The organism is Bradyrhizobium sp. PMVTL-01, assembly GCF_051861855.1.
Taxonomy (GTDB): domain Bacteria; phylum Pseudomonadota; class Alphaproteobacteria; order Rhizobiales; family Xanthobacteraceae; genus Bradyrhizobium.
Window position 1 is genome coordinate 5,906,007 of sequence record NZ_CP193982.1, and the last position, 25,389, is coordinate 5,931,395.

Annotated in this window: 19 protein-coding genes and 1 pseudogene; 14 read left to right on the forward strand and 6 right to left on the reverse strand. The window is 65.0% G+C overall.

Annotated elements, in window-relative coordinates; all coding sequences use genetic code 11:
* Positions 1 to 18: 18 nt before the first annotated feature.
* The 12 genes from oxlT (ACRQ5Q_RS28740) to ACRQ5Q_RS28795 all read left to right on the forward strand — a co-directional run bounded on the left by oxlT (ACRQ5Q_RS28740) (position 19) and on the right by ACRQ5Q_RS28795 (position 14,538).
* Positions 19 to 1,305, forward strand: coding sequence for an oxalate/formate MFS antiporter (oxlT, locus tag ACRQ5Q_RS28740; protein ID WP_439393283.1), 1,287 nt, complete (start codon positions 19 to 21; stop codon positions 1,303 to 1,305).
* Positions 1,306 to 1,565: 260 nt separating this feature from the next.
* Positions 1,566 to 2,882: an oxalate/formate MFS antiporter gene (gene oxlT, locus ACRQ5Q_RS28745; RefSeq protein ID WP_439393285.1), complete on the forward strand. Its 1,317-nt coding sequence runs from the start codon at positions 1,566 to 1,568 to the stop codon at positions 2,880 to 2,882.
* 178 nt (positions 2,883 to 3,060) lie between these two features.
* Positions 3,061 to 3,489: a CBS domain-containing protein gene (locus tag ACRQ5Q_RS28750; RefSeq protein WP_439374348.1), complete on the forward strand. Its 429-nt coding sequence runs from the start codon at positions 3,061 to 3,063 to the stop codon at positions 3,487 to 3,489.
* A 204-nt stretch (positions 3,490 to 3,693) separates the two neighbouring features.
* The gene (locus ACRQ5Q_RS28755; RefSeq protein ID WP_439374347.1) at positions 3,694 to 4,710 is read left to right on the forward strand and encodes a 2-dehydropantoate 2-reductase; all 1,017 of its coding nucleotides are present in this window, start codon (positions 3,694 to 3,696) and stop codon (positions 4,708 to 4,710) included.
* A complete protein-coding gene (locus ACRQ5Q_RS28760) occupies positions 4,710 to 5,495 on the forward strand; it encodes a fumarylacetoacetate hydrolase family protein (RefSeq protein WP_439374346.1) in 786 nt (261 codons plus the stop codon). The genes ACRQ5Q_RS28755 and ACRQ5Q_RS28760 overlap by 1 nt, the downstream gene beginning before the upstream one ends.
* Positions 5,496 to 6,012: 517 nt before the next feature.
* Complete coding sequence (locus ACRQ5Q_RS28765; RefSeq protein ID WP_080135944.1) at positions 6,013 to 6,216, forward strand: hypothetical protein; 204 nt, start codon at positions 6,013 to 6,015, stop codon at positions 6,214 to 6,216.
* 44 nt (positions 6,217 to 6,260) lie between these two features.
* The gene (locus ACRQ5Q_RS28770; RefSeq protein WP_439393287.1) at positions 6,261 to 6,911 is read left to right on the forward strand and encodes a hypothetical protein; all 651 of its coding nucleotides are present in this window, start codon (positions 6,261 to 6,263) and stop codon (positions 6,909 to 6,911) included.
* Positions 6,912 to 7,233: 322 nt separating this feature from the next.
* Entirely contained in the window at positions 7,234 to 8,229 is a 996-nt protein-coding gene (locus ACRQ5Q_RS28775) for an NAD(P)H-dependent flavin oxidoreductase (RefSeq protein WP_439374344.1), read from the forward strand.
* 124 nt (positions 8,230 to 8,353) lie between these two features.
* Positions 8,354 to 9,322 (forward strand): zinc-binding dehydrogenase, encoded by a 969-nt coding sequence (locus ACRQ5Q_RS28780; RefSeq protein ID WP_439374343.1) that lies wholly within the window; start codon positions 8,354 to 8,356, stop codon positions 9,320 to 9,322.
* Between the two features lie 247 nt (positions 9,323 to 9,569).
* Positions 9,570 to 10,943, forward strand: a complete 1,374-nt coding sequence (locus ACRQ5Q_RS28785; RefSeq protein WP_439393289.1) for a cation-efflux pump — start codon at positions 9,570 to 9,572, stop codon at positions 10,941 to 10,943.
* 225 nt (positions 10,944 to 11,168) lie between these two features.
* Positions 11,169 to 13,499 (forward strand): PAS domain-containing sensor histidine kinase, encoded by a 2,331-nt coding sequence (locus tag ACRQ5Q_RS28790; protein ID WP_439393291.1) that lies wholly within the window; start codon positions 11,169 to 11,171, stop codon positions 13,497 to 13,499.
* Positions 13,500 to 13,589: 90 nt separating this feature from the next.
* Positions 13,590 to 14,538 (forward strand): IS630 family transposase gene (locus ACRQ5Q_RS28795; protein ID WP_439368321.1). Its coding sequence is split into 2 segments (ribosomal slippage): positions 13,590 to 13,925 and positions 13,927 to 14,538, totalling 948 coding nucleotides; the frame shifts between segments, so codons are not numbered across the junction.
* Between the two features lie 198 nt (positions 14,539 to 14,736).
* Here the strand turns inward: ACRQ5Q_RS28795 and ACRQ5Q_RS28800 are convergent.
* Positions 14,737 to 15,630, reverse strand: coding sequence for a LysR family transcriptional regulator (locus ACRQ5Q_RS28800; RefSeq protein ID WP_439393293.1), 894 nt, complete (start codon positions 15,628 to 15,630; stop codon positions 14,737 to 14,739).
* A gap of 111 nt (positions 15,631 to 15,741) precedes the next feature.
* Between ACRQ5Q_RS28800 and ACRQ5Q_RS28805 the strand changes: the two are divergent.
* Positions 15,742 to 15,862: pseudogene (locus tag ACRQ5Q_RS28805) on the forward strand (formate dehydrogenase subunit delta); the annotation flags it as partial.
* Here ACRQ5Q_RS28805 and ACRQ5Q_RS28810 read toward each other — a convergent pair.
* Both ACRQ5Q_RS28810 and ACRQ5Q_RS28815 read right to left on the reverse strand, forming a co-directional pair.
* On the reverse strand, positions 15,819 to 18,806 hold the full coding sequence (locus ACRQ5Q_RS28810; RefSeq protein WP_439393295.1) for a bifunctional [glutamine synthetase] adenylyltransferase/[glutamine synthetase]-adenylyl-L-tyrosine phosphorylase: 2,988 nt from the start codon (positions 18,804 to 18,806) through the stop codon (positions 15,819 to 15,821). The pseudogene ACRQ5Q_RS28805 and the gene ACRQ5Q_RS28810 overlap by 44 nt on opposite strands.
* A complete protein-coding gene (locus ACRQ5Q_RS28815) occupies positions 18,803 to 20,263 on the reverse strand; it encodes an ATP-binding protein (protein ID WP_439374338.1) in 1,461 nt (486 codons plus the stop codon). Before ACRQ5Q_RS28815 ends, ACRQ5Q_RS28810 begins: the two co-directional genes overlap by 4 nt.
* 380 nt (positions 20,264 to 20,643) lie before the next feature.
* On the opposite strand from ACRQ5Q_RS28815, the gene ACRQ5Q_RS28820 reads away from it, so the two are divergent.
* The gene (locus tag ACRQ5Q_RS28820) at positions 20,644 to 22,074 is read left to right on the forward strand and encodes a DUF1254 domain-containing protein (RefSeq protein ID WP_439393296.1); all 1,431 of its coding nucleotides are present in this window, start codon (positions 20,644 to 20,646) and stop codon (positions 22,072 to 22,074) included.
* Positions 22,075 to 22,083: 9 nt separating this feature from the next.
* Here the strand turns inward: ACRQ5Q_RS28820 and ACRQ5Q_RS28825 are convergent, their stop codons facing one another.
* From ACRQ5Q_RS28825 to ACRQ5Q_RS28835, 3 genes are all read right to left on the reverse strand, one after another.
* Entirely contained in the window at positions 22,084 to 22,764 is a 681-nt protein-coding gene (locus tag ACRQ5Q_RS28825; RefSeq protein WP_439374336.1) for a response regulator transcription factor, read from the reverse strand.
* Positions 22,765 to 23,034: 270 nt separating this feature from the next.
* The gene (locus ACRQ5Q_RS28830; RefSeq protein WP_439393298.1) at positions 23,035 to 24,615 is read right to left on the reverse strand and encodes a Do family serine endopeptidase; all 1,581 of its coding nucleotides are present in this window, start codon (positions 24,613 to 24,615) and stop codon (positions 23,035 to 23,037) included.
* A gap of 290 nt (positions 24,616 to 24,905) precedes the next feature.
* Positions 24,906 to 25,388, reverse strand: coding sequence for a cytochrome c-type biogenesis protein (locus tag ACRQ5Q_RS28835; RefSeq protein ID WP_439374334.1), 483 nt, complete (start codon positions 25,386 to 25,388; stop codon positions 24,906 to 24,908).
* Between the last annotated feature and the right edge of the window lies 1 nt (position 25,389).

Here is a 25,389-nt window from a genome sequence, read left to right on the forward strand (position 1 = left end):
GGCGCCACGGGAGGCTTTATGACGGACATGGTGCAGGCAACGGCCCCTACAGCCGCGCGCGTTAGCGACACGTATCGCTGGGCGCAACTGGCGATCGGTGTAGCGGCCATGGTGATGATCGCGAACTATCAGTACGGCTGGACGTTCTTCGTCCCTGACATCCAGAAGAAGTTCGGCTGGGATCGCGCCTCGATCCAGTGGGCGTTCACGCTGTTCGTGCTGTTCGAGACATGGCTCGTGCCGGTCGAAGGATGGTTCGTCGACAAATACGGTCCGCGCATCGTGGTTCTCGTCGGCGGCCTGCTCTGCGCCATGGGCTGGGCGATCAACGCACAGGCCACCTCGCTCAACGGCTACTATCTCGGCATGATCATCGCGGGCATCGGTGCCGGTGGCGTCTACGGCACCTGCGTCGGCAACGCGCTGAAGTGGTTTCCGGACAAGCGCGGTCTTGCTGCAGGCATCACGGCGGCAGGCTTCGGCGCAGGCTCCGCGCTCACCGTCGCGCCGATCCAGGCCATGATCAAGGACAGTGGATTCCAGACCACCTTCCTCTATTTCGGCCTTGGACAAGGCATCATCATCTGCATCCTCGCCTTCTTCCTGCTCGCACCGAAAGCGGGCCAGGTGCCGAGCGTGGTGGCGAATGCCAATATCATCCAGACCCGGCGCAACTATCAGCCGACCGAAGTGCTGCGCCAGCCGATCTTCTGGCTGATGTACTTCATGTTCGTGATCGTCGGCGCGGGTGGACTGATGGTCACCGCGAACCTGAAGCCGATCGCGGTCGACTGGAAGGTCGACAGCGTGCCGGTGACGCTGATGGCGGTGACGATGACCGCGGTGACCTTTGCCGCGACCATCGACCGCGTGCTCAACGGCCTGACGCGTCCGTTCTTCGGCTGGATCTCCGACATGATCGGCCGCGAGAACACGATGTTCATCGCCTTCGGCATGGAAGGCCTCGGCATCTGGATGCTCTACCTCTGGGGCCACGATCCGGTCTGGTTCGTGCTGCTCTCGGGCTTCGTGTTCTTCGCCTGGGGCGAGATCTACTCGCTGTTCCCCTCGACCTGCACCGACACGTTCGGCGCCAAGTTCGCGACCACCAATGCCGGCCTGCTCTACACCGCGAAGGGCACCGCCGCGCTGCTCGTCCCGGTCGCAAACCTGATGCAGCAGTCGTCGGGCACCTGGGACAGCGTGTTCATGATCGCGGCCGGCGCCAACATCCTGGCTTCGCTGCTGGCGATCGCGGTGCTGAAACCCTGGCGCAAGGTCGTGGTCGCGAAATCGACCCTCTGACGCGGTTCGCACAGCAACTCCATGCAACAACGCCCGGCCTCGCGGCCGGGCCTTTTCGTTTTTGGCAGGCTTTCCGCACCCCGTAAAATCCGAAGGGAACTCGTAATTTCTTGATGGAGGAACCAAGTTAAGACTTGCATTCTGGAATATGGTATACCAAGCTGCCCGCCGCGCTTGCGACGATAAGCCACAACATTTGCGACACCTGGTCATCTTGCAATCCAAGGTCGCAATCAATCAGGCGCGTTGGGAGGTTCTTGATGATTTCCAGCACGGACGGCGCCGTCACGGCCGCCCCTCTTCGCACCGGTTTCCGTTGGCTTCAGCTCGTCATGGGCATCGTCTGCATGGCGATGATCGCCAACCTGCAATATGGGTGGACGCTGTTCGTCGATCCGATCGATGCCGCGCACCATTGGGGACGCGCCGCGATCCAGCTCGCCTTCACCATCTTCGTGGTCACCGAGACCTGGCTGGTGCCGGTCGAGGCCTGGTTCGTCGACAAATACGGCCCGCGCATCGTCATCATGTTCGGCGGCGTGATGATCGCGCTGTCCTGGGTGCTCAACTCCTACGCCAACTCGCTAACCCTGCTCTACGTGGCCGCAGTCGTCGGCGGCATGGGCGCCGGCGCCGTGTACGGCACCTGCGTCGGCAACGCGCTGAAATGGTTTCCCGACCGCCGCGGCCTTGCCGCCGGCGCGACAGCCGCGGGCTTCGGCGCGGGCGCTGCGCTCACCATCGTGCCGATCGCGACCATGATCGCATCGAGCGGCTACCAGCAGGCGTTCCTCACCTTCGGCATCGGCCAGGGCCTGATCGTGTTCGTGCTCGCCTTCTTCATCCAGCCGCCGCGGATTTCGATTCCGCCGCGCAAGAAGCAACTGAATTTGCCGCAGACCAGGATCGACTTCACCCCGCCGCAAGTGCTGCGCAGCCCGATTTTCTGGGTGATGTACCTCGTCTTCGTCATGGTCGCCTCCGGTGGCCTGATGACCGCAGCGCAGATCGGCCCGATCGCGCACGACTACAAGATCGCCGACACGCCGGTGACGCTCGCCGGCTTCCAGATGGCGGCGCTGACCTTCGCGATATCGCTCGACCGCATCTTCGACGGCTTCGGACGTCCCTTCTTCGGCTGGGTCTCCGACACCATCGGCCGCGAGCCCACCATGTTCATCGCCTTCGGCACCGCCGCGGTGATGCTCCTGACGCTGTCGGCCTATGGCCAGAATCCTGTTGTCTTCGTGCTCGCGACCGCGGTGTATTTCGGCGTGTTCGGCGAAATCTACTCGCTGTTCCCCGCGACCTGCGGCGACACCTTCGGCTCCAAGTTCGCAACGACCAACAACGGCATGCTCTACACCGCAAAGGGCACCGCCTCGCTGCTCGTTCCGCTCGCAAGCGTGATCTCGGCAGCGTATGGCTGGAAGGCCGTGTTCGTGGTGGCGGTGGCGCTGAACGCAACGGCCGCGCTGATGGCGCTGTTCGTGATCAAGCCGCTGCGCCGCTCCTTCATTCTCGGCAAGGAAGCCGAGAGCGCCAGCACCGAAGCCTGCAACGCCAAGACCGCGTAAACCGCCACACACGAGAAGGCTTTAAAAAGGGGCGCAGCGATGCGCCCCTTTTCGTTTGGGCTGACGCCAAATGTCAGTATTGCTGCCGCAAGATTTTTCGGATGGGCCAAATCGAGCGCTTGACGATTGGCATTATGTATACCACACTTCCTCCTGTCATTCACCCAGGGAGGTCGCAATGCTGGTCGGAGACATTCTGCGCAAGAAGACGCCGCGCGTCGTTACGGTGCGAATGAACGAAACGGTGGGTATCGCCGCCAAGCTGATGCGCGCCAACAATATCAGCGCGCTGGTAGTCAAGGACGTGGTCCGCTCCGAGGGCAACACCGCGGTCGGCATGTTCACCGAGCGCGACGTCGTGCGCGCCGTCGCCGAGCACGGCGCCAATGCCATCAACGTCAAGGTCTCGCAGCTCGTATCGGTGCAGCAGCTCGTCTCCTGCACCTCCACCGATACGATCGAGCATGTGCGTCATCTGATGAACCGGCATCACATCCGTCACCTGCCGGTCATCGACGACTACAGCCTCGTCTCCGTCATCAGCATGCGCGACATCGCCGCTGCCGTTGACGAGGCCATCAACGGTACGCCGCAAGCGGCAGCCTAGACTTCCAGCCACGGAAGGGCTGCCCTCCTCCCGCTTGCGGGACAGGGTTGGGGAGGGTTTCTCCGCTGGAGAGGCTCCCCAGGAGGACAAAGCCCTCACCCGCCGCGCTTTGCGCGTCGACTTCTCCCGCAAGCGGGAGAGGTGCAGCGAACCTGTGTCACGATCGACCGAACCACTTGCCAATCTTGGTCCCGCGAGGATTTCATGAAGATCTGCATCTACGGCGCCGGCGCGATCGGCGGATATCTCGGGGTTCAGCTCGCGCGCGCGGGCGCCGACGTCAGCCTGGTCGCACGCGGCGCGCATCTCGCCGCGATGCGCGAGCGCGGCCTGACGCTGCTCGCCGGCGAGGAGACGCACACCGTGCATCCGCGCTGCACCGACGATCCCGCCGAGCTCGGCGTGCAGGACTACATCATCATCACGCTGAAGGCGCATTCGATCACCGGCGTGATCGAGACGATGCAGCCGCTGCTCGGGCCCCACACCCGCATCGTCACCGCCGTCAATGGCATCCCCTATTGGTATTTCTACAAGCACGGCGGCCCATACGAGAACTCGACGCTGGAGAGCATCGACCCCGGCGGCCGGCAATGGCGCGAGATCGGCGCCGAGCGCGCCATCGGCTGCATCGTCTATCCCGCCACCGAGATCGAGGCGCCCGGCGTGATCCGCCACGTCTACGGCAACAATTTCCCGCTCGGCGAGCCCTCGGGCGAGATCACGTCCGACGTGCAGCGCCTCGCCGATCTCTTCGTCGCCGCCGGCCTGAAGGCGCCGGTGCTCGACCGAATCCGCGACGAGATCTGGCTCAAGCTGTGGGGCAATGTCTGCTTCAACCCGATCAGCGCGCTGACCCATGCCACGCTCGACGTGATCTGCACCGATCCCGCCACGCGCGCGCTGTCGCGCGCAATCATGGTGGAGACGCAAGCCATCGCCGAGACGTTCGGCGTCAAATTCCGCGTCGACGTCGAGCGCCGCATCGAAGGCGCGCGCAAGGTCGGCGCGCACAAGACTTCGATGCTGCAGGATCTCGAGCGCGGCCGCCCGATGGAAATCGACCCGCTCGTCACGGTGGTGCAGGAGATGGGCCGCCTCACCGGCATTCCGACGCCCGCGCTCGACTCGGTGCTGGCGATGGTGAGCCAGCGCGCCCGCATCGCCGGCCTCTATGACCGCGTCTCGACAACCGATCCGCGCGCACTGGCGGTGGCGTGATGGCGGGCGAGGTCAAGCACTGGCTGCGCTTCCGCCATGCCGGCACGACCGGCTTCGGCACGCTGACGTCCTCGGGCATCAGCGTGCATGAGGGCGAGTTGTTCGGCCGCAATGCCGCGACCGGCAGGACGCTGGCGCTGTCGGAGGTCGAGCTGCTCGCTCCCTGCGTCCCCAGCAAGATCGTCGCGCTCTGGAATAATTTCCACGCCCTCGCCGCGAAACTCAACCAGCCCGAGCCGCCGGAGCCGCTGTATCTGCTGAAGGCCACCACCAGCATCGCAGCACCGGGCGCCGTGATCCGCCGTCCTTCCTATTACGACGGCAAGACCACCTATGAGGGCGAGCTCGGCATCGTCATCGGCAAGACCTGCGCGCGGGTGCCGCCTGCGCAAGCCGACGGCTTCATCTTCGGCTACACCTGCGTCAACGACATCACCGCCAACGACATCCTGACCAGCAACCCCACCTTCCCGCAATGGGCGCGTGCCAAGGGTATCGACGATTACGGTCCGTTCGGTCCCGTCATCGCGACCGGCCTCGATCCCGCAAAACTCAACGTGCGCACCATCCTCAACGGCGCCGAGCGGCAGAACTATCCGATCTCGGACATGATCTTCACCGCGCAGGAGCTGGTGAGCAGGATCTCTCACGACATGACCCTGCTGCCCGGCGACCTCATCGCCGTCGGCACCTCGGTCGGCGTCGGCGTGATGAAGGAGCCGGTGAACACGGTCACCGTCGCGATCGACGGTATCGGCGAGCTCACCAACGAGTTTCGCCTGTAGCGGCAGCCGCAGTGGCGTAGCGTGAATAAAGGCTCGCCGGCCATGTTCACCGCAGCGCGGCAAAATTGATCCTGCGCAAATCGCGCCGTCGCCGCTGCCTTATCCTTCCCAGCAATTCTGATGCAGGGAGGACGCCATGACGAACGCAAGCAATGCACTCTTGTGGACGGCTATATACTTTGCTCTCTCGTTCGCCGCGATCTTCGTGGTCTGGTTTGCCGACAAGATGCGCTCGAACTTCCTCGGCAAGCGATAGCGAGCGCGACGCCGTAGCCCGGCTGAACGGAGCGAGATCCGGAACGAACGATCCGCAAAGCACCCGGATATCGCTGCGCTCATCCGGGCTGCGACACCGCCCGCCGGACCGAAACATCCAGACACATCACATCTGCGCGCGTCCGATCAATGCCGCCAACATGTCCCGCAAGTGCCGCAACTTGGACGCAAACGGCCGCCCTTCTGTGAGGCGTGTCTGGGGGCACGGCATGGCCGTGTTTGGACCAAACCTTCTAGGGGTATGACTGTGAAGAAGATTGCATTTGTTCTCGGTGCCACGCTTGCTCTGGTGACGGCCGCCAATGCCGCGGATCTGCCGCGCCGGCAGCCCGTGCCGGTCTATCCGGCGGAGCAGGCCCCGATCGGCAAGATGCCGATTGGCAAGAGCCCGGTCGGCAAGGCCCCGATCGGCAAGGCACCCGGCCCGGTCGCGGCGCGCTACTGACGCGCAGACTTTAGCGCAAGCGGCGGACAGTCGAGGGGCTCAACGTGACGAACAAAGCTGATCAATCGGGATCCTGCATCCTCGCGGGGCTCGCCCTCGCGGCGATGATCGCATGCACGACGCCGACGGCCTCGGCCCACGAAGCCAGCAAGCGCCTTGCCGATGCCAACGCGGTTGCACCGGCCGAGACCGCATCGCAACCCCAGCCGCAAGCGACGCGGCGCCCGGTCGCGCGCCCGGAGAAAGGCCCCTACTATGTCGACTTCCGCGCGCGGACGGCGGCGAGCTGGGGCCATGCCTTCGTCTGGTACGGCAAAACCAGCGAGAAGGCGGTCGAGGTCGCGGGCCTGACGCCGGCCGGCGACACGCTCGCTTACGTGCTCGGTCACATCACCTTCGTGCCGTCGGAGACCGGCGCAAGCTACGGCGATCTCGATCCGGAATATCTGACCGCGAGCTATCGGGTCTACCTGAACGAAGCCGACGCCAAGCGCGTGTTCGCCTACATCAAGGAATTGCAGGCGAACTCGCCGGCGTGGAACGCGGAGACCGCCAACTGCACCGGCTTCATCGGCGATATCGCCGAATTCATGGGCCTGGAAGTGCCGAACCGCTGGCAGCGCCCGGAAAACTTCGTCAACCGCCTCAAGGAAATGAACGGCGGCCGGCAAATGGTGCGGCTGTCGGCGGAGTAGCTCTGCCGTCATTGCGAGCGCAGCGAAGCAATCCAGAATCCAGCCGCGGAGGGACTCTGGATTGCTTCGCTGCGCTCGCAATGACGAGGTTGAAGCAGCGGGGCATCCATTTCCAACGTGGTCCTCAAGAAAGCCAGGACGACAGCGGTGACTGTAGCAAACGCCGCGCCCCAATTATCCGCGTCGCGGAATCTCGGACATCCCCCGCATACCACCACGCCTCCACCGCACACCCCGGCAATAGACTTTTCCTCACCCCGGCGGCATCCTCCCTGCCATCAACCGATAACAGAGCGCCACACGGGCGCGGGGGAAACAGATCATGTTGCAGACACGGTTCACCAGGCTCGTCGGCGTCGAGCACCCGATCGTCCAGGGCGGCATGCAATGGGTCGGACGGGCCGAGCTGGTCGCGGCCGTTGCCAATGCCGGCGCGCTCGGCTTCATCACCGCGCTGACGCAGCCGACGCCGGAGAACCTCACCAAGGAGATCGCGCGCTGCCGCGACCTCACCGACAAGCCCTTCGGCGTCAACCTCACCATCCTGCCCGCGATCAAGCCGCCTCCCTACGCGGAGTACCGTGCCGCCATCATCGAGGCCGGGATCAAAGTGGTCGAGACCGCCGGCAACAAGCCGCAGGAGCACGTCGACGAGTTCAAGAAGAACGGCGTCAAGGTCGTGCATAAATGCACCAGCGTCCGCCACGCCCTCTCGGCCGAGCGCATGGGCGTCGACGCCATCTCGATCGACGGTTTTGAATGCGCCGGGCATCCCGGCGAGGACGACACCCCCGGCCTGATCCTGATCCCGGCCGCCGCCAACAAGGTCAAGATCCCGATGATCGCCTCCGGCGGCTTCGCCGATGCGCGCGGCCTCGTCGCGGCGCTGGCGCTCGGCGCGGAAGGGATCAACATGGGCACCCGCTTCATGGCCACCAAGGAGAGCCCGATCCACCAGTCCATCAAGGAGAAGATCGTCGCCAATGACGAGCGCGAGACCGAGCTGATTTTCCGCACCATGCGCAACACCTCGCGCGTCGCCAGGAACGCGGTCTCGACCAAGGTCGTCGCGATGGAGAAGGAGGGCGCCAAGTTCGAGGACATCCGCGAGCTCGTTGCGGGCGCCCGCGGCAAGATGGTCTATGCCACCGGCAACTCCGACGAAGGCATCTGGTCGGCCGGCCAGGTCCAGGGCCTGATCCAGGACATTCCGAGCTGCGCCGAGCTGATCTCCCGCATCGTGCGCGAGGCCGAGGCGATCATCCGCAGCCGGCTGGAAGGGATGATTGCAGGCCCTAAGGCGCAAGCTGCTGAGTGATCGCCGATGTGATTGAACACGGCGCTGGCCGCGCCGAAGGTATGCTCCCTCGCCCCGCTTGCGGGGAGAGGCGAAGAAGGGCACCCCGCTTCATCTAAAAACTCAATCGAGTCCGAGGTAATTCATGAAGGCTTACGTCTACGGCCCTGACGGCGCTCGCATTTCCGACGTCGTTCAACCAAAGCCGAAAGGCACGCAGGTGCTGGTAAAGGTCCGCGCCTGCGGGCTGAACCGCGCCGACACCGGCATGCGCAAGGGGCACGCCCATGGCGCCGCCGGCGGCGTCGGCACCGTGCTCGGGATGGAATGGGCCGGTGAGGTTGCCGAGCTCGGGCCGGATGCGAAGGGCTTAGCGGTCGGCGACCGCGTCATGGGATCGGGCGGCGCGGCGTTCGCCGAATACACGCTCGCCGATCACGGCCGGCTGTTCCGCGCGCCCTCGAACATGAATTTCGAGGAGGCCGCCACCCTCCCCGTCGCGCTCGCGACCATGCACAACGCGGTGGTCACTGTCGGCGGGCTGCAGCCCGGGCAAGCCGTGCTGATCCAGGGCGCCAGCTCCGGCGTCGGCCTGATGGCGATGCAGATCGCAAAGCTCAAGGGCGCCAGACTCGTGATCGGCTCGTCGACCGACGCCTACCGGCGCGGCCGGCTCCGGGAATACGGCGCCGACCTCGCGGTCGACTCGTCCGCCCCCAAATGGGTGGACGAGGTGCTGAAAGCGACGAACGGCGAAGGCGTCGACCTCATCGTCGATCAGGTCTCTGGCAAGGTCGCCAACCAGAACCTCGCCGCGACCAAGGTCCTGGGCCGCATCGTCAATGTCGGCCGGCTCGGCGGCACCCATGCCGATTTCAACTTCGACCTGCATGCCGCCCGCCGCATCAGCTATATCGGCGTCACCTTCCGCACCCGCACCATCGAGGAGGTCCGCGAGATCTTCGACGAGGTCCGCAAGGACATCTGGGGCGCGGTCGAGTCGCGCAAGCTGCAGCTGCCCATCGACAAGGTGTTTGCGTTCGACGACATCGACAGGGCGTTCGAGCACATGGAGGCGAACAAGCATTTGGGGAAGATCGTGGTGACGCTTTAAGGGGCAGGCTCGACAAAGCGACGGTCCCGCAGGTGGGCAAAGCGCGCAGCGCCGTGCCCACATTCTTCCATCATCACTGACCTAAGGAGGGCACGCCGCGCTTTGCCCAGCCTACGAGACCGAATTCGCGGCGTCAGCGGGCATCCAATTCAGAAGCAGTCGCAATGCCTTCGCTCCTGCAACTCACTCGCGACTAGAGCTGTGGATCACGGCTTGATGTTCACCGGCGGGCTGCTAAATCCTCGCCATGAGCGCACAGCACAACAAAACCTCGGTCGCGGCGATCTCGATCTTCGCCAGCGGCGGCATGGCGGCGGCCAAGTTCGTGGTCGGCATCGCGATCGGCTCGCTGGCGCTGATCTCCGAGGCCCTGCATTCCACGATCGACCTGGTCGCCACCATTATCACCTGGGCGGTGGTGCGGGTGTCCGACAAGCCGGCGGACGAGGAGCATCATTACGGCCACGGCAAGCTGGAAAGCATCTCGGCGCTGGGCGTCACCGCCCTGCTCTACGTGCTCGCCGGCGGCATCCTGGTCGAAGCCTATAGCCGGCTGCGCGAGGGAACGCCGCCGCCGACCATCTCGGCCGTGCCGTTCGTGGTGCTGGTGGTCGACATTGCCGTCAATCTCTGGCGCGCCCGCGCCCTGCACCGCGCCGCTCGCGAGACCCGAAGCCAGGCGCTCGCCGCCGATGCGCTGCACTTCGCCTCCGACGTGATGGGCTCCTGCGCCGTGATCGTCGGCCTGCTTCTCGCCGCCCTCGGCTTCTGGTGGGGCGACGCCGCGGCCGCCGCCGCGGTTGCCGTGATGATCGCGCTGCTCGGTCTGCGCATGGCCGGCTCGACCGTGCAGACGCTGGTCGACCGTGCGCCGGAGGGTGCCCACGAGAAGGCCACGGCCGTGATCCGCAGTGTGCCCGGCGTGATCGACGTCGAGCGCCTGCGCGTGCGCATGGTCGGGGCGACCACCTTCATCGATACCATCGCGAAAGTGCCGCGGACCTACCCGATCGACCGCATCGAGGAGATCAAGCGCAAAGCGCAGGCCGCTCTCGACAAGGCGTTCGGCGATGCCGACCTCACCTTCACCCCGGTCCCGGTCGCGCGCAACAACGAGACCGTCCGCGACCGCATCATGGTGATCGCGCGCAATTCGAGCCTCGCCATCCACCACGTGACGGTGCACGATCTCGGCGCCAAGCTGATCGTCAGCATCGATCTCGAGGTGGACGCCGGAATGCGGCTCGACGCCGCGCATGACATTGCCAACACGCTGGAGCGCAACATCCAGGAGGAGTTCGGCGAGGATGTCGAGGTCGACGTCCATATCGAGCCACTGGAACCGGAACTGCCGTTCGGCGTCGACGCCGTGCCCGAGAGGGTGCAGACCATCGCCGCGGCGCTGGCCGAATTCGCCGGCGAAGGCGAGATCCACGACATCCATAATGTGCGCGTCCGCAATACCGATGCCGGCGAGATCGTCAACTTTCACTGCCGCGCTGCGCCGTCGATGAGCGTCATCAAGGTGCACGAGCATGTCGATGCGATCGAGCGCGCGTTGCGCCGCGCATTCCCGAGCGTGAAGCGCGTCATCAGTCACGCCGAGCCGCCACGCGCGTGACGCAAGCGTGCGCGGAGTCACACGTTCCCGTTTCGGACTCCTCGCGCCGGTGAGTTTGCGGACGCGCGATGCGCAAACTGCGCATTGGATAAGAATAATTCCGCGTTAACGATTCGTTGACTCTCGACAGCCCGGCAAAACTGGATTCAAATCGGTCTGATTCGGAAGCGACGTGGGGCTGCCTCCGAACTCAAGTTGCAGGCTGGTTTTCAGGGGGCCGAAGGCATGTCGCGCGCAGACGCCGCGAACGCGTGCGTCCAATCCGATTCGATCAAGGGATTGGCGCAATCGATCGCGAAACCTGCCTATCATCGGCTCCTGGTTGCGGAGCCGGCGCTGCGCCGTGCCGTGCCGACCCTCATCATCGCGTTCCTGATCACGATCTGCCTCGGCGCGTTCGTGCAGGTCGTCGACCAGACGCGACAGAAGCGGCTGGTGATCCGGCATGACATCTCCGCGCTGTCCGATCTGCTCGCAGAGCGCATCGACGGCCTCACTTCGTTGCGGATCGAGCGGCAGAAGAACATCGAGCGTCTGCCGACGCTGCTGCCCGATCTGATCCCGTCCTGGGGCTCGGCCGCCGGTCGCCACGTCATCGTCACATCGGCCGGGATCGACCGCCGCCTCCTCGCCCGCATTCCCATCGACAGCGATCCTTCCGGCAACGACCGCCTGCTCGATGCCATCACCACGGCGCAGCTGCTCGCATCACCACCGCGCGACGGCAACATCTCCGACATGACGCTGCCGAGCGGCAACGCAGCCATGGCGACCGCGCGGCAGATCAAGTCGCTGCCCGGCTTCGTCACCGTGATCCAGGAGCGCAACGAGCCGATCTGGGGCTCGGATGCCGCGCTCTCGGTGACGCTGTCGGCGACCACCGGCTTCGTCGTCCTGATCCTCGGCTTCGCCTTCCACTGGCAGTCCACCCGCGCCCGCGAGGGCGATCTCATCAACGACGCCGTGCGCGGCCGGATCGATACTGCGCTCAACCGCGGCCGCTGCGGATTGTGGGACTGGGACCTGTCGCGCGGCCGGATCTTCTGGTCGCAGTCGATGTTCTCGATGCTCGGGCTCGACGGCCGCCACGAGCTCCTCACCTTCGGCGAGGTCAACGCGCTGGTGAAATCGGACGACATCGACCTGTTCGAGATCGCCGACCAGCTCATCTCCGAGAAGATCGACCACATCGACCAGACCTTCCGCATGCAGCACGTCGACGGCCACTGGATCTGGCTCCGCGTCCGCTGCGAGAAGACGCGCGGCGCGATCGACTCCAGCGTGCACCTGATCGGCATCGCCGTCGACATCACCGAGCAGAAGAGCCTTGCCGAGCGGACCGTCGAAGCGGACCTGAGGCTGCGCGACGCGATCGAGACCATTCCGGAAGCCTTCGTGCTGTGGGACGCGAGCGACCGCCTCGTGCTCTGCAACTCGCACTTCCAGCGGCTGCACAAGCTGCCCGACAGCGCCGTCATCCCCGGCACCTCCTACGAGACAGTGCTCGAGGTCGGCCGCATGCCGGAGGTGCGCACCCGTCACAATGAGACCGCTGCCAAAGGCCCGGGCGCGCGCACCTTCGAGGCGCAGCTCGACGACGGCAGCTGGCTCCACATCAGCGAGCGCCGCACCAAGGACGGCGGCTACGTCTCGGTCGGCACCGACATCACCCGCATCAAGGAGCACGAGCAGAAGCTGGTCGACAACGATCTGCGTCTGCGCGCCACCGTCATCGACCTCAAGCGCTCGCAGGCCGCCCTCGAGCGCCAGACCAACGAGCTCGCCGACCTCGCCGAAAAGTATCAGCGCGAGAAGACCCGCGCCGAGGAAGCCAACCAGACCAAGTCGAAATTCCTCGCCAATATGAGCCACGAGCTGCGCACGCCACTCAACGCCATCATCGGCTTCTCCGAGATCATGGGAAGCGGCATGTTCGGCGAACTCGGCAGCGAGAAGTACCAGGAATATTGCCAGGACATCCTGACCAGCGGCCACTATCTGCTCGAAGTCATCAACGACATCCTCGACATGTCCAAGATCGAGGCCGGCCGCATGAAGCTCGACATGGAAGAGCTCGACCTCGCCCGGACGCTCGCCGAATCCCTGCGCGTCGTCTCCGGGCGCGCGCAGGACAAGCAACTGACGCTCGATGCCGACATCGAGACATCGATCTCGGTCGTCGCCGACCGCCGCGCCACCAAGCAGATCATCGTCAACCTGCTCTCCAACGCGGTGAAGTTCACACCCGACGGCGGGCGGATCGTGGTGCGCAGCCGGCAGCTCGACGACAGGATCGTGCTGATGATCGCCGACACCGGCATCGGCATCGCGCCGCACTCGCTGGCGCGGCTCGGCCGCCCGTTCGAGCAGGTCGAGAGCCAGCTCACCAAGACCTATCACGGCTCGGGCCTGGGCCTCGCCATCGCCCGCTCGCTGGCCCAGCTCCACGGCGGCTCGATGCGGCTGCGCTCGAAGATCGATGTCGGCACCGTCGTCCGCGTGACGCTGCCGCGCGACGCCGTCAAGACTGCGCCCGGGATATCGGCGGCGGCCTAGAGCGGTTCACGGATTTATTGAATCGGAAGGGATTCCGGGTCTGGGACGAATATGATTCAAGATGCTGGCTGGGCTGGAGGCCAGCATCCGATGGTCCGACCAATTTCCAACGATTTGCGTAAGCGTGCGGTATCCGCTGTTGCCAAAGGTGAGAGCTGCCGATCTGTGGCGGAACGGTTTGGCGTTGCTGTCTCGTCAGTTGTGAAGTGGTCACAGCGTTATCGAACGACCGGCTCGGTAGCGCCTGGCAAGATGGGTGGTCACCGCAAGCCTGTGCTTGATCCGCACCGCGCCTTCATCGTCGAGCGGATCACTCAGACGCCGCACCTGACGCTGCATGGTCTGAAGGCGGAACTGGCAGCCCGTGGGGTCAAGGTCTCACACAATGCGGTCTGGCTGTTCCTGCGCCGGGAAGGGCTGCGGTTCAAAAAAAACACTGTTCGCCCTCGAACAGGCTCGCGCCGACGTCTCTCGTAGGCGCTTGCGTTGGCGAGCCTGGCAGGCCGGGCTCGATCCGGGCCGGCTCGTCTTCATCGATGAGACCTGGATCAAGACCAACATGGCCCCTTTGCGAGGCTGGGGACCCAAAGGGGCGCGCCTGCGCGGCTTCGCTCCGCACGGTCACTGGCGTACCCTCACATTCCTCGGCGCGCTCCGCCATGACCAACTCACGGCACCCTGCGTCTTCGATGGCCCGATCAACGGTGAATGCTTCCGTGGTTACGTAAAGCACATTCTCCTGCCAACCCTGCGTGAAGGCGACATCGTCATTCTCGACAATCTCGGAAGCCATAAGTCGAAAGCCGTCAGGCAAATGATCAAGGCTGCTGGCGCCAGACTCTGGTACCTGCCGCCATACTCGCCCGACCTCAACCCAATCGAACAGGCCTTCTCCAAGATCAAACACTGGATGCGGCAAGCTCAGAAGCGCTCAATCGAGGAGACTTGGCGCCATATCGGTCACCTCGTCCAAGACATCCAGCCTCGCGAATGCGCCAACTACTTCGCCAGCGCCGGTTATGCTTCAATCAAAATGTGAAACGCTCTAGCCGCACGACGGGAAGCTCGCCTGCGGCCATCCTTCGTGACGCCCGCCTCCGGCGGGCCCTCAGGATGAGGCCGGAATACACGGCAGCCGTTTCAACGAACACCGATTCAACGGAGCCTCATCCCGAGGAGCCCGTGACGCGGGCGTCTCGAAGGACGAGGCGCTTGCTCACGCCTTCCCGCCCTGCCCCTAGATCTGCAGCGACGGCGCGACTTCCCTGGCGACATTGACCAGCGCCGCGATCAGCGGAGTCATCGGATCACGCTGCGGGATCACCATGCCGATGCTGTAATTGACCTCGGGGTCGACGATCGGGATCGACCGCACCGTATCGGACAGGCCGAGCGTCTCGGCGAGCTTGGCCGGCATCACGCTGGCCCAGCGTCCCGTCTTCACATGCGTGAACAGCACCAGGAGCGAGTTCGAGGTCAGTGTCGGCGTCGCCTCCGCGCCGACCGAACGCAGCGCGCGGTCGATGATGCGGCGGTTCTGCATGTCGGGCGTCAAGAGGCACAGCGGCACCTGCCCCACTTCCTTCCAGGTCACCGTCTCGCGGTCACCGAACATTCCGTCCGGCGCAGTCAGCAGGCGATAGCTTTCATTGTAGAGCGGAATGGTGCGTACTTTCCCGATCGGCTCGTTCTCGATATAGGTCAGCCCCGCATCAACCTCGAGATTTTCGAGCAGCCCGAGCACCTCCGACGAGGTCGTCGAGCGGATGCTGAAACGCACCTCGGGATGCCGGGCGCGGAACGGGGTCGTCAGCGAAGCGACCATGCCGAGCACGGTGGGGATCGCGGCGATGCGGATCTCGCCGGAGAGCTGGTGCTTCAGCCCGTTGATCTCCTCACGCATGGCGCGGGCATCGCCCACGATCCGGCGCGCCCAGTCCAGCGCCCGCTCGCCTTCGGGCGTAAAGCCCTGGAAGCGGGAGCCGCGCTGGACCAGCATCACGCCGAGGATCTCCTCGAGCTGCTTCAGCCCGGTCGACATGGTCGGCTGTGTGACCCCGCAGGCCTCTGCCGCGCGTCCAAAATGCCGCTCCTTCGCCAGCGCCAGCAGAAGTTCAAGCTTGTCGATCAACCGGTCGTCCCCTCGGATTCTGTGTTGGCATGCAAGCTAGCATGCCGGGCCTGCACCAACACGCAAAAACCGGCAGCCCGTTCAATCTTCATTACCCTTTCGTATCGGCGGGATCCCCGGATGAAGCGCGCGATCTTCGCCCATTTCGGTGCCGGCGGCGGGCCTGCAGCCTGACGTGCGCGAGGCCCTCACCGCGCTGAAGCAGACGACGGCCCTTCCAGCAGCGCCCTGAACACGCGCCGCACCTCGCCCTGCGTTTCCTTCACCCGCGCCTCAAGCGAAGAGAAGTCCGGCGCATCGCCGGCGCGCGCCATGACGCGCAACAGATCAGTGCCCGCGGTGTCCGGCTTGAAGCGGTCGCTGACGCAGAGGCGCAGGATCTGTGTCAAGTCGTGATAGAGCCGCACCGCCGCGCGCAGGATCTCGGTCTCCGATTGGCCGAGCACGCCGAGCCTGCAGGCATTGTCCAGCACCTGCATCGTGCTGACGTCGAGGATCCCGGGCTTGTCGTAGGCATGCACGAGCTGGAGATATTGCGCGATGAAGTCGATGTCGATCATGCCGCCGGCGGCATATTTGAGATCCCAATAGTCGGTCTCGCCCTTCTCCTGGCCGATCGCGCCACGCATGTCGGCGACGTCGTTGGCGATGATCGCAGGGTCGCGGCGGCGGGTCAGGACATCGCAAATGACGCGCTCGATCCGTTCCCGGAATGCAGGCGAAGCCGAAACCACGCGTGCGCGCGTCAGCGCCATGTGCTCCCAGGTCCATGCCTCGTTGGCCTGGTAGTCCGCGAAGGAGGCAAGGCTCGAGGCCACCGGGCCGGCGCGCCCCGACGGACGGAGCCGCATGTCGATCTCGTAGAGCACGCCGTAATTGGTGCGCGTCGTGAAGGCGCTGATCAGGCGCTGGGTGAAGCGGGCGAAATAATGCGCGCCCTGCAGCGACTTCGGCCCATCGGAGTCCGGGTTCTCGGCGTCGAAATCGTAGAGCAGGATCAGGTCGAGATCGGAGGACGCCGTCATCTCGCGGCTACCGAGCCGCCCCATCGCGATGATCGCGGTCTCCTGACCCTCGATCCGGCCGTGCTGGGCGGCAAAGCGGTCGGCAACGAGGCCATGCACGGTGTGAACGATTCCCTCCGCGACATCGGCAAAAGCCGTGCTCGCCTGCTGCGCCGAGACGGTGCCGGAGAGGATGCGCGTGCCGATCAGGAACAGGCTTTCCTGCCCGAACAGGCGCAGGCGATCGAGGAACTCCTCGTAAGAGCCGGCATCCTGCACGGTGGCAGCGAGCCGTCCCGACAGTTCCTGCCTGTCCGGCATCGCGCCGAAGAAGCGGGGATCGATCAGCCCGTCCATGAGTTGCGGCTGGCGCGCCAGCATTTCCCCGAGCCGGGGCGCTGCGCCCAGTACCAGCGCCACCAGCGCGACGAGATCGCGGTTCTGGCCGAGCAGCGTGATCAGCCGGCCGCCACGATGGAGCGCCCCGAGGAACTGATCGAACGCCACGACGGCGCGGTCCGGTTCCTCGGCATGCGCGAGTCCGTCGATCAGGGCCGGCACGAACTCGATGAAGGCGCTGCGCGTTGCCTTATTGCGGAACACGCGATAGTCGCCGGTGATCCAGTCGCGCACGGTCTGCGCCACGGCGGCGGGCTTCTTGAAGCCGAGCGTCGCCAGGTGCTGGAGCAGGCGCGCATCATCGGGACCTGCCCTGTAGTCCAGCGCCGGCAGCCTGGCGGTGCCGGTCGGGTCATCACCCTCGAATAGTTTTTCGTAGTGACCCTGGACGATCTCGAGCTGTTGCAGCAGGTCACGCGCAAAGGCTTCGCGATCCGGATAGCCGAAGAAGCGGGCAAAGCGCTCGACCGCCTCCTTGTCGTCGGGCAGCGCATGGGTCTGCTCGTCCGCGACCATCTGGAGGCGGTGCTCGACCCGTCGCAGGAATTCGTAGGCGGTGGTCAACTCGTCGCGCGCTTCGATCGTGATCCAGTTGCTGGTGGCGAGCACGTCGAGCGCCCTGAGCGTCGGCCGAACCCGCAATTCCGGATGACGGCCGCCGGCGATCAGTTGCTGGGTCTGCGCGAAGAACTCGATCTCGCGGATGCCGCCGCGGCCGACCTTGACGTTGTGGCCCTCGACCGCGACCTCGCTCTGGCCGCGATAGGTCTGCATTTGCCGCTTCATGTCGTGGACGTCGGCAAGCGCGGCGAAATCGAGATGCTTGCGCCAGACGAACGGCGCGATCTCGGCGAGCAGCGCCTCGCCCGCCCTGACGTCGCCGGCACAGGCGCGCGCCTTGATCATCGCGGCGCGCTCCCAGGTCCGCCCTTCCCGCTCGTAATAATGCAGCGCGGCGTCGCGCGAGATCGCCACCTGCGTCGAGGACGGATCGGGGCGCAGGCGCAAATCGACGCGGAAGACATAACCGTCGTAGGTGCGCTGCTGCAGGATGCGCGCCATACCCTGCGTCACGCGGACGAAGAAAGGCTGCGGCTCGATGTCGGGTGCGAGCGTCGTCGCATCGGGATCGAAGAACACGATGAGATCGATGTCGCTGGAATAGTTCAGCTCGCCCGCCCCCATCTTGCCCATCGCGAGCACGATCAGGCCGCAGCCTTCTTCCGGTGCCTCCGGATTGGGCGGCACGATCTTTCCCCGTGCGGCTTCCTGCCGCAGCTGATAATGCAGCGCCGCCTGCACCGAGGAAATCGCGACGTCGGTGAGCGCCGCCGTCACCTGCATCACCGGCCAGACCCCGCCGATGTCGCACAGCGCGGTCAGCAGCGCCGCCTCCGCCTTCATGCGGCGAAGCAGTCGCATCACCTCGGCCTCGTCGGGTGCCGCGAACACCGCGCCCCTTGCCTCGGCGATCAGTGCGGCGAGATGCGCCTCCGGATCGCATTCGAGCAGCCGGATGAGGCGCGGCGCATCGGCGCGCACCAGGTCGAACAGATAGGGCGAGAATTCCGCGATGCCGGCCAGGATGTTCCGGGCGAATGGATGAACCAGCAACGCTTCAAGACGGGCCGATTGTGCCGGCTCGAGGTCGGCCAGCCAGTTTTCAAGAGGGCGTTCGTCGGTTGTGGAAGCGACAATATGGGGAGCCTCCGCGAAGCGTGCGGCGAGGCTCACACCATGCTTGTCCGCGTTTCCCGGCGCGGAGTGGTTCATGCCACCTTCTGTGGCACATCCGGTATTGGCGGAGCAACCCTGTCGCCCGCGCCCGTGCGCGCCGGCAGCACCAGCGTGGCGACGAGGCCAGGATGGGCATCGCCCAGCCGCAATTCGCCTCCATGCAGCGTGGCAACAGCCGCGGCGAGGCTGAGGCCGAGGCCGGAGCCCGGCAGCGTGCGGCTCGCCTCCAGCCGGACGAATCGTTCGACGGCATGTTTGCGGTCGGCTTCGGGAATGCCGGGGCCACGATCGGTGACGCTGAGCAGCACCTGGTCAGCCTCGCGCTTCGCCTCGATCATGATCTGCCGGCTGTCCATGCTGACCACGGTTCCGCCGGCCTGCGCGACCGGCTTGCCGTATTTGATCGCATTCTCGACCAGGTTGGCGAGCGCCTGGCTGATCAATTCGCGGTTGGCGCGGACCGGCGTCGGATCGGCCTTGACCTTCAAGGTCATGCCGTCGTCCTCGGCGAGCGGCTCATAGAGCTCGTGGATGCCAGCCGCGACCTCGGCCGCGTCGAAATCATCCATGTTGCCGCGCGCCTGCCCGGACTCGGCACGTGCGATCATCAGCAATGCGTTGAAGGTGCGGATCAGGCCGTCGGATTCCTCGATGGTCCGCTCCAGCGCCGCACGGTAGTCGGCTTCGCAGCCCGACCTCGCCAACGCCTCCTCGGCGCGGTTGCGCAGGCGCGTCAGCGGCGTCTTGAGATCGTGGGCGATGTTGTCGGAGACTTCCTTGAGCCCCGCCATCAGCGCCTCGATCCGCTCCAGCATGGCGTTGAGGTTCTCGGCGAGACGGTCGAGTTCGTCGCCGCTGCGCCCGACCGGCAGGCGTTCGCTGAGATCGCCGGTCATGATGCGCTGCGCCGTTCCCGTCATGGCGTCGATACGTCGGAGCACGCGGCGCGCGACGAAGACGCCTCCGCCGAGGCCGAGCACGACGACGATCAGCACCGACCATTGCGCGGCCTTGGCGACGATGCCGAACAGCCGCCGTCGCTCGGCAAGGTCGCGGCCGATCAGGAGGCGAAAGCCGTTCTCCAGTTCGGTGACTCGCACCAGCGCCCGATGATCGCGGTCATCGGCATCCTCGATCCGGCGGTAGGCGGTCTCAGACCAGCCGCGCGTCGCCATCACGCCGGGCGCGAGCGAGCCGACATTGCCGGCGATCGCCTGCCCTGTCGGCGTGGTCACGAGATAGAGGTTGGCACCCGGCCGCAGCGCCCGATACTCGATCGCCAGCACGAGGCCGCGCAGCCCCCGGCGGCCGTAGATCTCGCTGATCTCCGAGGTCTCGGCGTTGACCGTCTGCGTGATCTCCTCGGTGATCAGCCGCCGCGTATTCCAGGCGAAATAGGCCAGCAGCGAGGCCGCGAACATCGCGAACAGCAGCAGATAGACCAGCGTGAGCCGGAACGCCGTGGTGCGGACGAGTTTACCGAATGCCGTCACGGATCATTTACGGCACTGGCAGAACGGTAAATTCAAAACCATTTTCCTTGCCGTCCTCTCAGGGGGTGGTCCTTTTGGCAAGCGGCCACAATGCCTTATCGAGCTATCGCGAACCGCACGGTCCAGTCATGATAAAGGCAGAAGGGCCCCCTCTCTACTTAATTCTGTGCAATCTCGCGGGCGCCTCGGTCTGCTTCCGGAGCTGGAGCGGACCTTGGGACGGCGGATTGCTCGATCTTCCGTTTTCGACCCTTCGCGGGCGTCCATTGATGTAGATCAAGCAGACCGCGGCGCTTCGCTTCTTGGCTGGCTCCTCCACTGTCCATTCCCCGCCCCCTGGATCATTGCTCGCCACTGCAGGGATAACCGGAAGGAAGATCATGACGAAGTATTTGTCATCGCTGGCTGCGGTCCTGTCGGGTCTGGTCTTCATGGTCCCGACATCGGTGCCGAGCGCGGCTCAATCAATTTCTCCCGACGAGGCACAGACCATCGCCGCGGAGGCATATGTCTACTTCTATCCGCTCGTGACGATGGACGTGACACGCAAGCAGCTCATCAATTCCGATCCCAGAACCGGCGGAATAGGCGGTCCGCCCAACACGTTCGACAATATCCAGGCCTACCCGACCGCGGACATGCGGGCGGTGGTGCGGCCCAATTTCGACACGTTGTATTCGAGCGCCTGGCTGGACCTGACACAGGAGCCCATGATCGTTTCGGTTCCTGATACCGGTGGCCGCTACTACCTGCTGCCGATGCTCGACATGTGGTCCGATGTGTTTGCATCGCCGGGAATGCGCACGACAGGCACCAAAGCGGCCAATTTCCTGGTCGTGCCGCCGGGCTGGAATGCAGACGTGCCGGCGGGCTTCACGCGCATCGATGCGCCGACGCCTCATGTCTGGGTCATCGGTCGCACCAAGACCGATGGACCCGCCGACTATGCCGCGGTTCACGAGGTGCAGAAGGGCTACAGGATCACGCCGCTGTCAGGATGGGGCAAGCCCCCGGTCGCCGTTACACAAACCATCGATCCCAGCGTCGACGTCAAAACGCCGCCAAAGACGCAAGTCGATACGATGGCGGGGGATAAGTTCTTCGCTTATGCCGCGGAGTTGCTCAAGGTCAACCCGCCACACATCACCGATGAGCCGATCCTCGCGCGCATGAAGCGGATTGGTTTCGACCAGGGCAAGAGCTTCGACGTCACAAAGGTTGACGCGACGGTACGGCAGGCCATCGACGATGCGCCGGCGCAAGCGCGAAAGCTGATGGCGTGGAAAGTCCCGACCTTGGCGCGCGTCGTCAACAACTGGTCCATGAATACAGATACGATGGGCGTTTACGGGACCTATTATCTGAAGCGCGCGATTGTCGCCCAGGTCGGACTCGGCGCCAATCTGCCCGAGGATGCGATCTACCCGGGCAGCATTGGCGATGAAAGCGGCAAGCCGCTCGACGGCGCAAACAAATACATCGTCCGCTTTGCCAAAGACGGACTTCCACCGGTCGATGCATTCTGGTCGATCACCCTGTACGACAACGAAGGCTTCCAGGTCGCCAATCCGCTCAACCGCTTTGCTGTGAGCAGCTGGATGCCGTTCAAGCGCGATGCCGACGGCTCGCTGACTCTCTATTTCCAGAATGAAAATCCCGGCAGCGATCGTGAAGCCAACTGGCTGCCCGCACCCAAAGGTCCGTTCAATCTCACCATGCGCCTCTATGCGCCGAAGTCGGAGGCGCTGACCGGCGTGTGGAATCCCCCGGCTATCCAGCGGATCGACAGCGACACCATTGGCCGGAATTAACCCGCGTCTCTACCGAATGCCGTCACGGATCATGTACCCGGCGCCGCGGATCGTGTGCAGCAGGGGCCGCTCGAAGCCCTTGTCGATCTTCGAGCGCAGGCGCGAAATGTGCACGTCGATCACGTTGGTCTGCGGATCGAAATGATAGTCCCAGACGTTCTCCAGGAGCATGGTGCGCGTCACCACCTGGCCGGCATGCTTCATGAGGTATTCGAGCAGGCGGAACTCGCGCGGCTGCAGCGTCAGCTCGTCCTTGCCGCGGGCGACGCGGTGGGAGAGCCGGTCGAGCTCGAGATCGCCGACGCGATAGAGCGTGTCCTCGGCAGGTCCGCCGCGGCGGCGCGACAGCACCTCGACCCGGGCGAGCAACTCAGCGAAGGAATAGGGCTTCGGCAGATAATCGTCGCCGCCGGCGCGCAGGCCCTTGATGCGGTCGTCGACCTGCCCGAGCGCGGAGAGAATCAGCACCGGCGTCGTATTGCCCTTGTCGCGCAACGCGCCGATCAGCGACAGGCCGTCGCGCTTGGGCAGCATGCGGTCGACCACCAGAACGTCGTAGTCGCCGTTCTCGGCCATGGCGAGGCCTTCGTCGCCGTCGGCGGCGTGGTCGGCAATGTGTCCGACCTCCCGAAACGCCTTCACGAGGTAGTCGGCGGATTCGCGATCGTCTTCAATGATGAGGAGGCGCATCGTGCGTTCGGCGGCGGTCAAGGAGGTCAACCTTCTCTAAACATGGCGCGAGCGGCAATCGCATGCAAGCCGAGCGGGAGAGTGTCGAAGCGAGAAAAAGGCGGGCGGTGAAGCTGGGGGGACCTCACCGCCCTATGCCTTCCGACGGAGGGGGGCGTAATTCCACCGGAAGGTAGGCGGGGAAGCGAAAATTACGCTGCTCCCCCGAAGGGCGCCGACGGCGGGGCGACTGATGCCGGCGACACCCTTCATCTCGTAGGCTCCTGAGGCTTACCCCTTGGCGATGGGGATCGCGACGAAGCGCGACTGGCCGCCGCTCTTCACGCGCATCAGGACGCTGTTCTTGTTGTCGGTCCGCGCCGCGTTGATGGCGTCGCGGACTTCGCCGGCGGTGGCCACGCTCTTGCCGCCGACTTCGAGAATCACGTCGCCTTCCTTGAAGCCGCGTTCGGCCGCGGCGCTCTTCGGATCGACTTCGGTAACCACGACGCCTTCCTTGCCGGCGCCGGCCACGGAGTTCGCGGGCGCAACGGTCATGCCGAGCTTCGGCACGTCAGTGCCCTTGCTGGCACCCTTGCCGCTGTCCTGATCGACGTCGGCCTTGGCCTCGACCGTGTTCGGCAGCTGGCCGAGGGTGAGGTTCACGACCTTGTCCTGGCCCTTGTGCAGCACGTTGAGCTTCACGGTCGCGCCGGGCGCCATGCCGCCGATGGTGCGGGCCAGCTCGCGGGCGTCCTTGACGGGCTCACCGTTGACGGCGGTGATCACGTCGCCGGATTCGATGCCGGCCTTCGCCGCCGGACCGTTCGCCTGCGGCTCGGCCACCAGCGCGCCTTCGGCCTTCTTCATGCCGAGGCTGTCGGCGATGTCGGACGTGACGGGCTGGATCTGCACACCGATCCAGCCGCGGCTGACCGAGCCCTTGTCCTTGAGCTGGGCCACCACGCTCTTGACGGTGTTGGCCGGGATCGAGAACGCGATGCCGACGCTGCCGCCGGAGGGCGAGTAGATCGCGGTGTTGACGCCCATCACCTCGCCGTTGGTGTCGAAGGCCGGACCGCCGGAATTGCCCTTGTTCACGGGCGCGTCGATCTGGATGAAATCGTCATAGGGACCGTTGCCGATGTCGCGGCCGCTGGCCGAGACGATGCCGGCGGTCACGGTGCCGCCGAGACCGAAGGGGTTGCCGACTGCGAGCACCCAGTCGCCGATCCGCGGCTTGGCGTCGGCGAGCTTGGCGAACGGGAAGTTCGAGCCGCCCTCGACCTTGATCAGGGCGAGGTCGGTGCGCTGGTCGGTGCCGATCACCTTGGCGGTGTAGGTCTTGCCGTCGTCGGTGGTGACCTCGACCTTGTCGGCGCCGTCGACCACGTGGTTGTTGGTCACGGCATAGCCGTCAGCCGAGATGAAGAAGCCGGAGCCCTGGCCCTGCACGACGCGGCCACGGCCGCCACCCTTCAGCCCGGGAATGCCGTCCGGACCGCCGAAGCGGCGGAAGAAGCGCTCCATCGGCGAGCCCGGCTGGAACGGCGATTGAGCGTCGTCGCCATCGTCGTTGCTCGCGGTCTTCTCCTTGATGTTGACCTTCACCGAGATCACCGAGGGCTTCACGCGCTCGACGATGTCGGCGAAACCGATCGGACGCTCGACCTTGCGGACCTCGTTGTTGACCTGCGCATGCGCCGGGCTCGAGAACAGGTCGGCCGGCGACACCGACGGGCTGAAGCCGTAGACGGCGGCGCCGAGGCCGGCGACGACCGAGGCCATCAGCGCGAGCTTGCGTGCAGAAAAGACCGACCGGCGCGGCTGCCGGTAGGACGGGAGGTTCGAGAGGTCGATACGTTCGGTCATGCAGAAATCTCCAGGGCCTTGAATTCCTTTTGGTGCCGGATGTCGGCACCTTGCGAACCTGAAGATGGGGGCTTCCGCCTTACCGTGCGCTGGCGGCGAGGTTAAACTTTTGTAATGATGGCACGCTATGGATGCGGCAGTTTAGCGCAGGCCGAAAATGCTGGTTCCACAGGAACTTAGTCGGGTTAGGGGAGCGGCACCGAACGAGCCTTCTGGCTGGCCTTACTAGCCCCGATTCGTCCACTTCGCGCTTCAACCTGCGCCGAAAACCTGCCGGTTACTACGTAAGGTCAGGGCGACTTCGCGTCATCCGACATCAAGGCGGCGAGCCGGGCCTCTTCCTCCGCAGTGAGCGGCGGAGCTGGTACGTCTGCACCGCTCCGCGCGCGACGGCGGATTTGCAGCCAGAGCGCCGTGCCGCCGCCGATCAGCAGCAGCGGCGCGAGCAGCCACAACAGGACCGTCTGGCGCTCGAAGCGGGGCTTGAGCAGCACGAACTCGCCATAGCGCGCGACCAGGAAATCGAGCACCTGCGAATTGCTGTCGCCCGCTGCGATGCGTTCGCGCACCAGGAGGCGCAGGTCGCGCGCCAGCGGCGCATCGGAATCATCGATCGACTGGTTCTGACAGACCATGCAGCGCAGCTCGCGCGACAATTCGCGCGCGCGGCCCTCCTTCACCGGATCCGACATGATCTCGTCGGGCTGCACGGCGTACGCCGCAGGCAAGGCCAGCAGCATCAGCGCGACGAACGCGGCCATCATCCGGCGCATC

Excerpts from the sequence above, each read along its gene's own strand:
- ACRQ5Q_RS28830 (WP_439393298.1), bottom strand. The coding sequence starts at position 24,615 with ATGACCGAACGTATCGACCTCTCGAACCTCCCGTCCTACCGGCAGCCG.
- ACRQ5Q_RS28820 (WP_439393296.1), top strand. The coding sequence starts at position 20,644 with ATGACGAAGTATTTGTCATCGCTGGCTGCGGTCCTGTCGGGTCTGGTC.
- ACRQ5Q_RS28755 (WP_439374347.1), top strand. The coding sequence starts at position 3,694 with ATGAAGATCTGCATCTACGGCGCCGGCGCGATCGGCGGATATCTCGGG.
- ACRQ5Q_RS28750 (WP_439374348.1), top strand. The coding sequence starts at position 3,061 with ATGCTGGTCGGAGACATTCTGCGCAAGAAGACGCCGCGCGTCGTTACG.
- ACRQ5Q_RS28775 (WP_439374344.1), top strand. The coding sequence starts at position 7,234 with ATGTTGCAGACACGGTTCACCAGGCTCGTCGGCGTCGAGCACCCGATC.
- ACRQ5Q_RS28760 (WP_439374346.1), top strand. The coding sequence starts at position 4,710 with ATGGCGGGCGAGGTCAAGCACTGGCTGCGCTTCCGCCATGCCGGCACG.
- ACRQ5Q_RS28780 (WP_439374343.1), top strand. The coding sequence starts at position 8,354 with ATGAAGGCTTACGTCTACGGCCCTGACGGCGCTCGCATTTCCGACGTC.
- ACRQ5Q_RS28765 (WP_080135944.1), top strand. The coding sequence starts at position 6,013 with ATGACTGTGAAGAAGATTGCATTTGTTCTCGGTGCCACGCTTGCTCTG.
- ACRQ5Q_RS28825 (WP_439374336.1), bottom strand. The coding sequence starts at position 22,764 with ATGCGCCTCCTCATCATTGAAGACGATCGCGAATCCGCCGACTACCTC.
- ACRQ5Q_RS28785 (WP_439393289.1), top strand. The coding sequence starts at position 9,570 with ATGAGCGCACAGCACAACAAAACCTCGGTCGCGGCGATCTCGATCTTC.
- ACRQ5Q_RS28810 (WP_439393295.1), bottom strand. The coding sequence starts at position 18,806 with ATGAACCACTCCGCGCCGGGAAACGCGGACAAGCATGGTGTGAGCCTC.
- ACRQ5Q_RS28790 (WP_439393291.1), top strand. The coding sequence starts at position 11,169 with ATGTCGCGCGCAGACGCCGCGAACGCGTGCGTCCAATCCGATTCGATC.
- oxlT (WP_439393283.1), top strand. The coding sequence starts at position 19 with ATGACGGACATGGTGCAGGCAACGGCCCCTACAGCCGCGCGCGTTAGC.
- oxlT (WP_439393285.1), top strand. The coding sequence starts at position 1,566 with ATGATTTCCAGCACGGACGGCGCCGTCACGGCCGCCCCTCTTCGCACC.
- ACRQ5Q_RS28835 (WP_439374334.1), bottom strand. The coding sequence starts at position 25,388 with ATGCGCCGGATGATGGCCGCGTTCGTCGCGCTGATGCTGCTGGCCTTG.